Source organism: Syntrophales bacterium (genome assembly GCA_023229765.1).
GTDB lineage: Bacteria > Desulfobacterota > Syntrophia > Syntrophales > UBA5619 > DYTH01.
In genome coordinates this window covers 141,524-154,748 of sequence record JALNYO010000003.1, presented here as the reverse complement: position 1 = coordinate 154,748, position 13,225 = coordinate 141,524, and the positions used below count along the sequence as shown (strand labels likewise).

Below are 13,225 nucleotides of genomic sequence, written 5' to 3'. Positions count from 1 at the left end.
ATCGATTCGTTTCTGTTTGGTTCATGGTATTCCTCCCGTAGTTTATGGCGCTCGGAATTGAACGCCGCGGGGAGTTATACACTGATTTTAAATGTTTTTCCGCCGCGTAGCGGCTTCGTCCAACAAATCGCTCAAGCGGAATCCGCATAGCTCCGCCGTTAGCAGATAACAAAATAAAACATACCAATTATAGCCATAAATGGTATTGACATGGGTATAAATAATGTGCATAATAAAGTTCATAGGAAAATCCATTAGGTTGGAGGTGTTTTATGCCTGGAGTCAAAACGGCAATATCACTAGATGAAGAATTGCTCATAAAAGTCAATAGATTATCCAACGACTTGCATGTTTCCCGAAGCAAGGTTTTTACCTTGGCTGTGCAGGACTATCTGAAAAAACAAGAGAATCAATCTTTGCTTGCTCAGTTGAACGAGGCGTATGATGACTTCCCTCCTGAAAAAGAAAGGGAAATTTCAGAATCCATGCGTATAAAGCACAAAAAAATTATTGAGCAAGAGTCATGGTAATTAAACAAGGTGAAATATATTGGGTTGATCTTACTGAGCCCAAAGGTTCAGAGCCAGGATATCGCCATCCTCATATCGTAATTCAAAACAATTTATTCAATGATAGCAGAATAAACACTGCTGTAGTTTGTTCTCTAACTTCGAACCTTAACCGGGCAAAGGCTCCTGGCAATGTCATGTTGAACAAAGGTGAAGCAAATCTCTCGAAACAAAGCGTTGTCAACATTTCTCAAATTTTTACAGTCAACAAATCTGCTTTAATGGAGAAAATAGGACAGGTGTCAGAAAAAAGAATACTGGAGATTCTTGCTGGCATAAAATTGCTCACTGAACCTCGAGAGGTTGGAGGGTGCAGATTATGTCTATAAAGATAACCTCCTGCTAACCAGTCAATTCAGGCGACGGGAAGAGGCGCGGTGGCCTTGCGGGCCCGCTCATTGGCCCCGCGCCTGATTTCCGCCGTTACGCCAAGAGAACACAAAATTAAATTTGAATCCTTTTTTGCTGGTATGATATAATGGAATACCAAAGAAGGAGGTTGATTATGGGAAAAGCAAAAATAGCAATCACATTGGACGCCGAATTTATCAGTGAATTGGATAGACTGGTCGAGGAAAATTATTTTCAAAATCGCAGCCAGGCAATCCGTGATGCTGTGCGCGAAAAACTCGCCCGAATGAAGCGCAGCCGGCTATCTATGGAATGCGCAAAACTCGATCCGAAATTTGAAAAAGCTATGGCGGAAGAAGGATTAGCTGAGGATATGAGCCAATGGCCAGAATATTGAGAGGTGAAATTCGGTGGGCGGATTTGAATCCCGTGCGGGGGAATGAGCAGGCTGGCTTACGCCCCGTGCTCATTTTGAGCCACGACATTTTTAATGAACGCTCAGGTACAGTCATCGCTGTGGCCATTACAAGCCAGCCGCAAAAAGCTGGATTCCCGTTAACCCTTGAACTGAAGTCTCCCAATTTACCCAAAAAATCATGGCTCAAAATCAGTCAAATCCGAACATTGTCTGTGGAGAGGATCGGTAAAGTCATTGGTGAAACATCTCTGGAAGAGATGAATCAGGCAATAGAAGGGTTGAATGAAATAATTGCGTAACAAAGCCAATCCAGCCGATCGCAGCCCGCTGGGCTGCTCCGGCTGAGCGTTTCATTATGAGCAAAATATAATAAGGGGAATTACATATGGCATGGGTATATCTAGTAGTTGCAGGATTGTTTGAATGTGGTTGGGCAATAGGACTCAAGTATTCGGAAGGACTCTCTAAAATCTTTCCGTCCCTGCTGACTGTTGCATCCATGGTGATTAGCCTTTTTCTGTTGTCAATCGCCATGAGAGAGATTCCAGTAGGTACAGCCTACGCTGTATGGACAGGAATCGGAGCGGTTGGAGTTGCGATATTAGGTATGCTTCTTTTTGGTGAATCGAGAGAAATAGGTAGAATTATTTGCTTGTGTCTTATTATATCGGGGATAGCAGGCCTTAAATTGGTTTCATCATCGCATGGGGCTTCATAACAATGCCAGGACCGCTGTAGCGGCCGCTCATGGCAACCGTTAGCCCCACAGAACAAACATGGACAGCGACCACATATCCTTTCTGTAATTTAATAGGACGCTTGATATGCCGACAGTCAGCAATATTTCAGGACCATACCGGTTTTTCTTTTACAGTTTCGACTGCAACGAGCGAATGCATGTCCATGTTCAGAGAGAAAGGATGGTATGCAAATTCTGGATCCAACCATTGTCTTTGGCAAAGAATCAGGGTTTTGCGTCGAAAGAGCTCAATATCATACGGGAGATAATCTTAAAGAACAGAGACAGCATCATGGAGGCATGGCATGAACACTGCGGTGAAAATACAAGAAGCGAGAATTAAGGATATTAGCGTCACCGAAGACACCATTATGGCTCAACTCATGGATGGGCGGACAATCAGCGTTCCTCTTGCCTGGTCATGGCGATTGTTGGAGGCAACGTCCAAACAGCGGAAAAACTGGGAAATTATTGGAGACGGCCAGGGCGTGCATTGGCCAGACATTGATGAGGATATCAGTGCTGAAGGCATGCTATACGGTATTCCTGCTCCGAGGCCTCAACTATCAGCCAAGTACAATCTGAAATCAGAAACGAAGATAATGGCAGCCAACAAACGGGCCAAGCGTACGGCAAAAAAGCCTGCCGCCGCTTACCCTTAACGCTATGTGAAAAAACTTGATATCCGAACAGTTTTCGAGGGGTATAAATTGTTGCGAATAGATGAAATAGAAGAATAGCATCTATAACGGGGTCAGGGTAGCAGCGATTCGGTACTCTAAAGGTTTTTAACCCTGCAAAATAATCTGGAAAAGAAATTGAGTTGGTGATATGAGAGATGGCAAGCGGTGTGGTTGCAGACGTATTCTAAAGACCCGAACATAAGAACGACAAGGAGGTACTTCATGAAAAAATCTTTTTACACAGGCCTGTTTGCTCTCATCCTGATTTTTGTCGCGGCTATACCGGTCGGCGCTTTTGAAATAGGCGCCAGAGCCCTGTACTGGTTCCCTTCCCTCGATGGGGAAGTTAAGGCCGACAACACCGGAGTTGTTGGAACCAGGTTGGATTTGAAGGATGATCTCGGGGTGGACAACGAATCCTTCCCCAGTGTTGAGGTCTTCGGGGGAATCGGTAAACACACAATCAGCTTGGCATACACACCAATTGATTATTCAGGCTCAAAGACACTGACGACGCCGATAAACTTCAATGGCAAAACCTTTGGCGCAACGGTAGATACCGACCTTGAGCTGAAAATGCTCGATTTCCAATACCGTTATAGGTTTCTGGATGTTGAAAATGTTCTCGCCGGCTTTTCTCTTTCCGCTGTCGGTCAGATAAAATACATCGACGGGCTGGCGAGTATCCGCGATACCGCCACAGCTTCAAAAGCTGAATACACGATTAATGTCCCCATCCCGATGATCGGCGCCGGCGCCCATGCCGGGATTCTCGCCGGGCTTCTGGAGGCGCGGGCCCAGTTAACCGGCGCCTTCTATTCGGGAAATTATCTGTTAGAGGGACTGGCTGATTTATCCCTTACCCCGTTCCCGTTCGTCGCAATCAATGCCGGCTATAAAATATTGCACATAAAAATCGATCACAACGACGTTTTTCTTGATTCCACGTTTTCCGGTCCTTACGTTGGCATGACGGTGAGCTTCTGATAATGACCGAAAGCAAGGATCTGTCGCCAACTTCGAAATGCCGGGTTGGGATCGTCATGGGCGGACTCTCCTCGGAAAAGGAGGTTTCGCTGGAAAGCGGACGGAACATCTTCAGCAAGATTGACCGCCGCAAATATAGGCCCATCGCCATATTTATGGACAGTTGCGCTCTTCTCTGGGAGCTTCCCGTAAAACTCCTGATGCGCAACAGCACGCGCGATATCGAGGATGATTTAAAGACAGAAGCCACACCCATACCCTATGAATCACTGAAAGAGCGAGTGGATGTGGTCTGCAACGGACTGCACGGGAAATACGGGGAGGACGGGTGCATGCAAGGGCTCCTCGAACTCCTCAAAATCCCCTATACCGGATCCGGGGTTCTTTCTTCCGCAATCGGGATGGACAAGTACGTATCCCGGCAGATTCTCGCCGCAAGCGGGATCGACGTCCCGCGGACGATACCCATTCGGGAAAAACAATGGAGAGACAATAGCCCCGATATTACAGGAGATATAGGACGAGATATCGGCTTTCCCTGCGTTGTCAAACCCTGCCGGGAAGGGTGCAGCACGGCGGTAATCAAGGTCGTTGCCGCAGAGGGGATTGCCGAAGCGGTAGAAACCGCCTTTCTGTGGGACAGCGTTGTTCTTGTCGAGGAATTCATCTCCGGGACGGAGGTTACCTGCGGAATTCTCGGCGTGGAAAATCCGGAGGCCCTCATGCCCTCCGAGACCATCGCCACTGAGGGGATACTCTCCCTTGAGGACAAGTTTCTCTACGGACAGGGCGAAAACAAAACCCCGCCCCGGCTCCCGGATGAGCAGATTGAAAAAATCAGGGAGACGGCAGTTGCCGCCTTTCGGGCATTGGATTTAAAGGGATACGCTCGAATCGACATGTTTGTCCGAAAAGACGGACGGGTAGCAGTCCTCGAACCAAATACCCTTCCCGGGATGACGCCCTCCACCGTCCTTTTCCACCAGGCGGCGGCAGTCGGGATTACCCCGGCAGGCTTGATTGACCGAATTATCGAATACGCCAAGGAGGTACATAAAGACAAAAAAGGACCTTTATAAAGGAGGCTTCATGATACTTTCTTTCCTGCTCCACCCCAAATTCCGTTTTTTGCTTGTTATATTTATCGTTCTTTCATCCTGGCTCTTGTCTGGGTCATCAGCGTTGGCAGAGACCCCCATGTCCCTTCCGGATGCTGAGGTTCGCTCGTTTATCGTGGGGATCAAGGCAGGAATCATTAATGGCAAAGCAGCTCGCAAAGAGGCCTCCGCCCGACTGGCTAAACGGGGCAAACAGATCGCCATAGAAAAGATACAGAATCGTCTTGCCGGTAAAAAGGGGGCAGACCTCGACTTCGAATTCGCCAAAACACCCGCCAGTCTTGTCAAGATATTGAAACAAGAAGAGCTGTCAACCCCAGACAGCAGCAAAAAACCATTTCTCTGGATTGAGGCGGAGGGGACCTTTATCCTCAAGAACCCCAGGACAGGAAAACGCCCTGAAGCAGCGACACTCGACCGGGCGGAGTTTCTCGATATCCGCATCTGGACTGATCAGAGAGAATACAAAAATGGCGAAAAAATCGTCCTTTACCTGCAAGGGAATCGGGACTTTCAGGGGAAGGTCATCAAGATCGACCCCAAAGGCAATGTCCACCAGATACTCCCCAATAATTACCGCCAGTTGTCCTCCTTCGAAAAAGGCAAGCGCTACCTGATCCCTGACGAGGGCGATCGCTACAATTTGACCGCACAGCCCCCCTTCGGCACGGTTCGTTTTGTCGTCTATGCGACGTCTCTGCCGATGAGCCAGGTAAACCTGACAACCACAACCGGGGGCATTTTTAAATACAGGAGTTCGGAAAAGTTTTTCGGCAGAAGCGTTCGTCATATCATCCCGGCAGGCGAGGAACAGCTTGCCGAATTCTGCGAGGCCCGGTGGGAGATAAAAACCACACCCCGCAAATAGCTATCCAATGTTTTCCCCTTTTTCCAAACGGTCGATATCCGCGGTTGACAGTTTATGTTCAGTGCATATAATACCGCCGGTTGACAGAGATGTTGGGAAAGCTTTGAAAAACGCCCTTTTCTGTCATTCCGGGCTTGACCCGGGATCCAGAAGATCTTGAAAAGACTGGTTTCCGGATTTCAGGGGTAATTCAAAGCCCTCGTTGGGTGAGCAGATGGAGAGATATTTCAGCCAGGAACAGATAGCCTTGGCCCGGCAGTCCTTTGCGGAGGCTGAGATAATGACGCGGCGTTTTTTTGGCATCAATGCCGGGGAGCAAGAATTACACCGGTATGACGTCAAGACACGCGCCTTTCTCGAAAAACACGAGATTTGCGACGGCACCTTCGCTCATCTTTTCAAGTATGAGTTAAACAAGGAACGGGAACATGACAGGAATGGTGATGAAGCTATAGTTTTCTACCGCATCTGCCTTCAGGACGACGTTATCCTTGACGCGGTTAAAAGGGCAGACAGTTTCGTCCGCCTTTCACCGCTGCTGTTGTACGTTGCGACGCACGAACTGGTGCATGTTATCCGTTTCGAAAGGGGCGCGGGTGATTTTTACGCCACGGGAGATGAAAAGACATCCGAAGAGGAGAAGGTCCACCGGATCACCAGAAACCTGCTTAAACCATTGGCTGACGCCGAGATGAATCTGGTTCTGGATTGTTTCAGCGACCGGTACCGGATGCAGCCTTTTCAATAGAACATATATATTTGGGAGGTTTGTCTATATGCCGATTTACGAGTACAAGTGCCGAAAGTGTGGTAAAGAATTTGAGGTTTTCCAGGGAATAACGGCTCAGCCGATACAAACATGCCAGTCCTGTGGCGGACATGTGCATAAATTAATGTCGCTTTCAACATTTCACCTGAAGGGAGGCGGCTGGTACGCAACCGATTACGGCGGAAAGAAAGCGCCCGTAACGGAAAAAAGCAGCGAAGCAAAAACCGCCCCTGCCGAGACCGCGGCACTGCCCAAAACAGCCGAGGCAACTTCCTCCAAAGAAAAGGAATAAAAAGAAGACTATCGCTTGTTTTTTTAACTTGTCCCTTTTTTCCGCCGGAGCTGCTGAACAAGAAAATGATTAACCGCATCCTGGGAGAGATCATCCCCTATGATGTTTTTCATGGCATCCAGAGGGATCTCGACCCGGGCGGCGCTGCGATGCCCGCCGGCGGAACCGATGCTCCCGAAAGCTCTTATCGCAATAGCGCCGCAGTCATGACGATAGCCATCCCCTCGGAAAATAATGATAAGACGATCCTTCACCATGCCGGCAATTATTACGTGGAATACATTGATTATCCGGATATAGAAATCGGCCACCTGCACGCAGACATCGGCGCTCTCCACCGCCCCGAGAAAACAGACCACTCGATCACGATAGCGACGCTTGTGCTTGTGGGCATAATCGAAGTACCTGAGAAATCGATCCGGTATCTGGTTTAACTCGATGCGCCGTATGAGCTGCCGATTGGCATGCATAAAGTTGAAATAATAGGCGCTTACATCCTCCAGCCTTGCGTCGCGTTCGAAATTATTGGTATCGCTCCTGATTCCATACAGAAGCGCCGTATAAAGACGCTTGGGAATTCTGGTGCGCGCAACCAGAAGGTATTCCGTCATGATCGTGGACAGGGCCCCGTAATCAGCACGCACATCGGCCAGCGAGGCATGCCAGACTGTCCGGCAGGGATGATGATCAAGAACGATCTGGGGTTTTATATCGGCGAGCGCTTCCCTAAAGAAGGTCGGCTGGGCATCCACAACCGCAACAAGGCGATATTCCTTCAAATCAGTCTTGTCAAGCATCTGTATTTCAACCTTCATCTCCTTGATAAATTCGGCGTTTTGCTGGCGTATGACCTGCTCGGTGGCAACAAAGACACACTTGGCAAGCGGCTTAGTCTGATTGAGCAATTCCCTTAGCGCCATCGCCGAGGCAACTGCATCAGGATCGGGACTGCCGTATATCAGAATCGCCAGCGTATCGTTTTCCTGGAGCATTGTCTTCAGTTGAAAGACGTTGAGAACGGTTTCCTCTTTTTTTTCTAAAAGTGATTCGATACGTCTCATGGATTCGTCCTGATCTATTTTCTTCCCTGCTGGAGGTTGAATTTTGACTGTATCTACTACCTCATCATCTTTTTTTGCAAGTATAAAAACTTCTTCCGCTGCCGATAAAACCATAAAGAGCTCTTTTGATAATGACCGGCATGCTTTATCCTTGTAAAAACAGGCGCCTGTGGTTTTTGACAAATTCTTCTGCTGGCAATTATACAGAGCCGCCGTCTTCCTGGCACGCTGTCCTTTTTATAATTCAGAGCGTATAAAAGGGCCTCCTGAAAAATGCCTCTTGCAACTTATTCTCTTTTTTATGTATAGTTACAACTGAAAGATATTTAACGAGGTGGTGATGATGACTGTTTCAGAATTTCGGGTAAAAATCGCAAGTAACAAATTTTCTTTTGCATTTATTGTGGTTATACTCATTTTGTCAGGATGTTACAGAAGTGAGTATCGTGGAGATTTGCAGCCCATCCCTACATCCAGCCCAAACAGACAGGGCAGTGTTGCCGCACAGGTCTATTTTTACCCGAAAGAGGGACAAACGAAAGAGCAGCAGGGGCGCGATCACTATGAATGTTACAACTGGGCGGTAAAGGAAACCGGCTTCGACCCGGCAACCTCCCAGGTTCCGACAGATGATCGCGTCCGGCTGGTGCCGATGCCCCCTCCGGGCTACGATACTGCGACTTTGGCGATCGCCGGCGCAGTTTTGGGGGCAATCCTCGGGGGCAGAAGAAATGCCCCGGGTGGAGCTATCATCGGCGCAACCGGGGGCGCAATAGTCGGCGCCGCCTCTGATTCGGCAAGGCTGGAAGCTGCAAAGCAGCAGCAGTCCGCTTACGCCGCCCAAGACCAAACCCGCACCGCCCAATTTGCCGAAAAGGAAATGAACTTTCGGAGGGCAATGTCCGCCTGTCTCGAAGGCCGCGGATATAATGTGAAATGAATCACCCCTGACAGTTCCCGGCACAATTCTTTAAGGGTGCATCTCCGATACTTAAAACTTTAAAACGCCGAACAACACTATTTCAGGGAGGAACCTTGTATGGATCGCAGAAACAAAATCGGAATATTTTCAATATGTTTAATCATCGTAATTTTTTCGTTATTAACACTGTTTATCCTGACTGCCGCCGATGCGGCTGATCGTCGTGAGCGGAACCCACGTCGTGAATTCCGCGATTCACGGTACCATCTTGAGCGCTCCTATCCGGCGCGCGGCCAGATAGTGCGGGAAATCCCCCGCAACCGCCACGCCGTTACTTACAGGGGCGCCCGCTATTACTTTTACGATGGCGCCTGGTACCGGCCGAATGGAGGACGTTTTACTGTAATAGCTCCTCCGATAGGCCTCTTTGTCAGTTTCCTGCCTCCCTATTATGCGACAATCTGGGTGGGAGGCGTACCTTACTACTATGCAAACGAGGTCTATTACACTCACTATGCAGACGGCTACAGGGTAGTCGATCCGCCAACGGAAAACGCGGTGAGTCAAACCCCGCCGCCGGCAGAACAGCTTTTCATCTATCCCCGCAACGGCCAGGACGAAAAGCAGCAGGCGGATGATCGTTATCAATGTCATAGCTGGGCGGTAAGTCAGACCGGCTATGATCCCACGCAACCGCAAACCGGCAGCACAACCTCGCAAAGAAGCGACAATCGGGCGGATTATCTGAGGGCTATGTCTGCCTGTCTTGATGGCCGCGGCTATACAGTGAAATAGTTTGTTCTTCCCGCCTGCTGAACAGGAATCGTAAAAGCAGAATCGGCGTCATACATTAAAGCATGACGCCGATTTTTTGTCCGTTATCTTCACCCTCTATCTTACGCCTCCACCACTACATGTCCCGCCTGCACCACTATTGCCCCTGTTAGAGGAGCCCCCGGACAGTCGTCAGCGCGGCTTTTTACCGATCAACTCTATCTCAAATATTTTCGGCCATAATTTCCCGGTAACGAACAGATGGTCCCTCTTGGCATCGTAGGCTATGCCGTTTAAAACATCGGCCCCCTGCGCATCGGTTGCGGACAGTAATCCGCTCATATCCAGCCAGCCCTTGACGCTTCCAGTTCGGGGGTTAATGACGGCGATATAACTCGTCGGCCAGAGATTGGCGTAAATATCTCCTCGCACATATTCCAATTCATTAAGACCATTTACCGGATAACGGCCGTCATGGACGCGGACTGTCTTCGTTTCCAGGAGAGTATCGGCATTCCAAAAATGCAGCAGATCCGTTCCATCGCTGATAATAAGCTCTTTATTATTACAGGTCGCCCCCCAGCCCTCGTAGTTGTATGAGAATTTACCGAGCAGCTCAAAGGTATCCTTCTTATAGACAAACCCTGTTTGGGAAAGCCAGGTAAGCTGGATAATGCGCTCCCCGGAAACGGCGATACCCTCCCCGAAAAAGGACGGCGCCAGGGATATCTTCTTGACGACGCCTCCAGAAGTCGGTTCCACCTTGCGCAGTGTGGAGCGGCCGTTAAGCCCCGTCCCTTCATAAAAAAAACCGGCGTCATAAACCAGACCCTGGGTAAAGGCGCCTCGGTCATGGGGGTAAGAACGGACAACCCGATAAGAGTAAAAGCCGGCCCCGTCCGGATTCCTCCGTTCGCCTTTCTGCCCCCCCGCAGCTGCCGACAGGACAGGAAGAAGGAGCAAAAGCAGCACAGTTACTCGCCATATTATCCGCTTTGACATGCGGCCTCCTTTGTTGACTTGACCTCGTTTATTCCAGCAAAATATCTGTCAATAAGAAAATGCACGGCTGGGATAATATGTCAAAAGAATTTCCTTGACAATAGAACGAAAGTTCTATAGAAAGAAACCATGAAAGAAAAACGAACAATCGAATCGGTTCAGAAAATCATCGCCGCCTTCTTTCGGGAAAACAGACGCATGCCGTCATATACGGAAATGATCGCCCTGCTCGAAGTCAGATCGAAGAGCGTCGTCCATTTCTGGATTGAAAAACTGCTCGCCTCCGGCCTGCTTGTCAAAGATGGTAAAAATCATCTCAGTCTGGTTTCCTCACCCTTCGCCATCCCGGTATTAGGTTCAATCAAGGCGGGGTTCCCTTCCCCGGAAGAAGAGGCGCTCTGCGACATCGTGTCTATGGACGAATACCTTGTCGCACGGCCGGATGCCTCCTTCCTGCTTCAGGTGAGCGGCGATTCGATGAATGGGGCGGGAATTATTGAGGGGGATCTCGTAATTGTCGAAAAGGGCCGGGAACCGAAAAACGGTGATATTGTAATAGCCGAGGTTGACGGAGCGTGGACCATGAAGTACTTCCGGAAGCATGACAAGGAGGTTGTACTGGAATCAGCCAATGCCGGATATCCCCCGATTAGACCGAGCCAGGAACTGAAGATAGGCGGCATTGTGACAGCTTCTATCCGTAAATACCATACATGAGAGGTAATTGCAAAACTCCCCATTCTTGTCATTCCCGCAACGATTCTGAGCGGGAATCTGGTTCTAACTGCTTGAAAAACCATATTCCCGATAGAGACATTCGGGAATGACAAATGGTTTTGCAATTGCCTCATAATGATATATTTATAAAAATATTGTCGTTTGCAGGGGAATTAATCAAAGGATAAAGATATGCAGAATGTCGCAACGATTTTCAAAGGGACCATAAGTGAGCAGGCGAAGACGTCCTGCGGGGATTTTTCCTTTCGGATAGCGCTTGCCCGTTTCCGTCTTTTCATAAAAACAACGGACTGGGACAAGGGATATCTCCTTAATGGAGGAATAGACAGCCTCTGCCGTTACCTGCTCGCGGCCGCCTTTATCTGTTTTCTTTACCCCTTAGTCTTAATCTTTATCCGATAAATCGACAGCGAAATATATTCTGACGAACTCGGACAGTGTTAATTTTATTTACATAAACACCATCAATATACGCAAAACATTTATAACGACTAATATCTCCAGGTATTAAGCCAATCCACAGGATAAACTAACTTTTTGGTCGCAATATTGGCAGGCCAAACAAGTTCAAGTTTGCCATTTATCCACTGCACAACATAGGTCGGCACCTTGTTCTGATTTTTCATTTTGCCATAAGATATGAACTTTACAGGGCCAAATGCGGTCATCATGTCCGTCGCGGACAAGGCTTTTTTAATATCTTCATTGCGGTATGATTTGGCGCGCTTCAATACATCGGCGATGACGTATGTCGCGGCATAAGCCTCCGCACCGTGGTATTCCGTATCGGTTTTGTATTTTCCCTTGAACTTGTTAAAATAGTCCATAGCGCCGGGATATTTCAGCGACTGATGCCAAGGAGCGGCGGAGATAAGCATACAGACGACATTCCCGGTGTTGTTCTTGAATTCCTGCATCGTAAAACCGGCAGCCCCCCCGATGAACATCTTCGGCGTGATTTTCAATTCCTTGGACTGGTTCATGAGCAAAGAGGCATCCATGATGTAGGAGATCATATAAACGACATCCGGATTAAGCTGCTTCACCTTCGACAAAAGCGGCTTAAAATCGATCCCCAGGGCATCGTAACCCTCTTTGAGGACAACCTTAAAACCCAATCTCTTACAGGCAGCCTCAAAAGAAGCGGCGCCCGAGTTTCCGAAAAGGGTGTTCTCATGAAGAATGGCAACCGTCCGGGGTTTTATCACCTCCGTCAAAAGCGATTCGAGCGCCCCGGTGTATTCACTTACCGGAGGATTGAGGCGGTAGATATAGTCCCAATTGGAGGCCGTAATGTTATCAGCGGCGCCGGTGTTGACCAGGAAGGGCATCCTTTTTTGCTGGCAGGCCTTGGCGATTGCATAGGTGACAGAACTGCTGTAGCCGCCGCCAACCATAACCACCTTGTCTCTGGCAATCAATCTTTCCACAACAGTGCGGCCTACGTCAGGGTTTCCGGTATCGTCAGCAATGACAAACTCCAGCTTTTCCCCCTTGATGCCGCCGGCTTTGTTTATCTCCTCCAGCGCCATTTCAAAAGATCTTTTCTCAATCTCACCAAATTTAGACTCTGCCCCGGTAAGAGGCAGAACTATCCCCACCTTGACGGCAAAAGCCGGGGAAACGCCACCCACCAGAAACGCAAAGATCAACCCTGCAGTAAACCAACGGAAATAACGCCCAGCCATGATAACACCTCCACCGTTAAGTGCAGCTATAAAGCTTTTTTACGACGTGATTTTCTTTTGGAAAGTAAGGTCTGCAAACATATCCCAAAAGTAAGGGATAATTACATTTGCGAGAGAATACCAAAGCGGTAAATTTGTCCTCCACGCACAAGTTCCTAATTTTACTTGTATGCCGAGAATAACAATTCCGCTATTTTCGCCTTTTATCTGACAGGACAAAACCATCTTCAGACTACCAAAGCGGTA

18 protein-coding genes are annotated in these 13,225 nt (G+C 48.6%); 15 read left to right on the top strand and 3 right to left on the bottom strand.

Annotated features, from left to right (window positions below):
* Positions 1–272 precede the first annotated feature (272 nt).
* From M0P74_03390 to M0P74_03340, 11 genes are all read left to right on the top strand, one after another.
* Positions 273–530, top strand: a complete 258-nt coding sequence (locus tag M0P74_03390; GenBank protein ID MCK9362635.1) for a hypothetical protein — start codon at positions 273–275, stop codon at positions 528–530.
* Positions 524–898 (top strand): type II toxin-antitoxin system PemK/MazF family toxin, encoded by a 375-nt coding sequence (locus M0P74_03385; GenBank protein MCK9362634.1) that lies wholly within the window; start codon positions 524–526, stop codon positions 896–898. Before M0P74_03390 ends, M0P74_03385 begins: the two co-directional genes overlap by 7 nt.
* Before the next feature lie 176 nt (positions 899–1,074).
* The gene (locus M0P74_03380; protein MCK9362633.1) at positions 1,075–1,317 is read left to right on the top strand and encodes a ribbon-helix-helix domain-containing protein; all 243 of its coding nucleotides are present in this window, start codon (positions 1,075–1,077) and stop codon (positions 1,315–1,317) included.
* On the top strand, positions 1,302–1,637 hold the full coding sequence (locus tag M0P74_03375; GenBank protein ID MCK9362632.1) for a type II toxin-antitoxin system PemK/MazF family toxin: 336 nt from the start codon (positions 1,302–1,304) through the stop codon (positions 1,635–1,637). The genes M0P74_03380 and M0P74_03375 overlap by 16 nt, the downstream gene beginning before the upstream one ends.
* Before the next feature lie 86 nt (positions 1,638–1,723).
* A complete protein-coding gene (sugE, locus tag M0P74_03370; GenBank protein ID MCK9362631.1) occupies positions 1,724–2,056 on the top strand; it encodes a quaternary ammonium compound efflux SMR transporter SugE in 333 nt (110 codons plus the stop codon).
* 326 nt (positions 2,057–2,382) lie between these two features.
* Entirely contained in the window at positions 2,383–2,739 is a 357-nt protein-coding gene (locus tag M0P74_03365) for a DUF2442 domain-containing protein (protein MCK9362630.1), read from the top strand.
* Between the two features lie 243 nt (positions 2,740–2,982).
* Positions 2,983–3,747: a DUF1446 domain-containing protein gene (locus M0P74_03360; GenBank protein MCK9362629.1), complete on the top strand. Its 765-nt coding sequence runs from the start codon at positions 2,983–2,985 to the stop codon at positions 3,745–3,747.
* A gap of 2 nt (positions 3,748–3,749) precedes the next feature.
* On the top strand, positions 3,750–4,826 hold the full coding sequence (locus tag M0P74_03355; protein MCK9362628.1) for a D-alanine--D-alanine ligase: 1,077 nt from the start codon (positions 3,750–3,752) through the stop codon (positions 4,824–4,826).
* Positions 4,827–4,944: 118 nt separating this feature from the next.
* Positions 4,945–5,733 (top strand): DUF4384 domain-containing protein, encoded by a 789-nt coding sequence (locus M0P74_03350; protein MCK9362627.1) that lies wholly within the window; start codon positions 4,945–4,947, stop codon positions 5,731–5,733.
* Between the two features lie 214 nt (positions 5,734–5,947).
* A complete protein-coding gene (locus tag M0P74_03345; GenBank protein ID MCK9362626.1) occupies positions 5,948–6,481 on the top strand; it encodes a hypothetical protein in 534 nt (177 codons plus the stop codon).
* Positions 6,482–6,509: 28 nt separating this feature from the next.
* On the top strand, positions 6,510–6,794 hold the full coding sequence (locus M0P74_03340; GenBank protein MCK9362625.1) for a zinc ribbon domain-containing protein: 285 nt from the start codon (positions 6,510–6,512) through the stop codon (positions 6,792–6,794).
* A gap of 23 nt (positions 6,795–6,817) precedes the next feature.
* Here M0P74_03340 and M0P74_03335 read toward each other — a convergent pair whose 3' ends face one another.
* Positions 6,818–7,855: a DHH family phosphoesterase gene (locus M0P74_03335; protein ID MCK9362624.1), complete on the bottom strand. Its 1,038-nt coding sequence runs from the start codon at positions 7,853–7,855 to the stop codon at positions 6,818–6,820.
* A 454-nt stretch (positions 7,856–8,309) separates the two neighbouring features.
* Between M0P74_03335 and M0P74_03330 the strand changes: the two genes are divergently transcribed.
* Both M0P74_03330 and M0P74_03325 read left to right on the top strand, forming a co-directional pair.
* Positions 8,310–8,795 (top strand): hypothetical protein, encoded by a 486-nt coding sequence (locus M0P74_03330; protein ID MCK9362623.1) that lies wholly within the window; start codon positions 8,310–8,312, stop codon positions 8,793–8,795.
* Between the two features lie 99 nt (positions 8,796–8,894).
* Positions 8,895–9,572 carry a DUF6515 family protein gene (locus M0P74_03325; GenBank protein ID MCK9362622.1) on the top strand — a complete coding sequence of 226 codons (678 nt, stop codon included), beginning with the start codon at positions 8,895–8,897 and terminating at the stop codon, positions 9,570–9,572.
* Between the two features lie 171 nt (positions 9,573–9,743).
* Here M0P74_03325 and M0P74_03320 read toward each other — a convergent pair whose 3' ends face one another.
* Positions 9,744–10,553 carry a glutaminyl-peptide cyclotransferase gene (locus M0P74_03320; GenBank protein MCK9362621.1) on the bottom strand — a complete coding sequence of 270 codons (810 nt, stop codon included), beginning with the start codon at positions 10,551–10,553 and terminating at the stop codon, positions 9,744–9,746.
* 129 nt (positions 10,554–10,682) lie between these two features.
* Between M0P74_03320 and lexA the strand changes: the two genes are divergently transcribed.
* Both lexA and M0P74_03310 read left to right on the top strand, forming a co-directional pair.
* The gene (lexA, locus tag M0P74_03315; protein MCK9362620.1) at positions 10,683–11,270 is read left to right on the top strand and encodes a transcriptional repressor LexA; all 588 of its coding nucleotides are present in this window, start codon (positions 10,683–10,685) and stop codon (positions 11,268–11,270) included.
* A 192-nt stretch (positions 11,271–11,462) separates the two neighbouring features.
* Complete coding sequence (locus M0P74_03310) at positions 11,463–11,693, top strand: hypothetical protein (GenBank protein MCK9362619.1); 231 nt, start codon at positions 11,463–11,465, stop codon at positions 11,691–11,693.
* A gap of 89 nt (positions 11,694–11,782) precedes the next feature.
* On the opposite strand, the gene M0P74_03305 is transcribed toward M0P74_03310, so the two are convergent.
* Positions 11,783–12,979: an ABC transporter substrate-binding protein gene (locus M0P74_03305; GenBank protein ID MCK9362618.1), complete on the bottom strand. Its 1,197-nt coding sequence runs from the start codon at positions 12,977–12,979 to the stop codon at positions 11,783–11,785.
* Between the last annotated feature and the right edge of the window lie 246 nt (positions 12,980–13,225).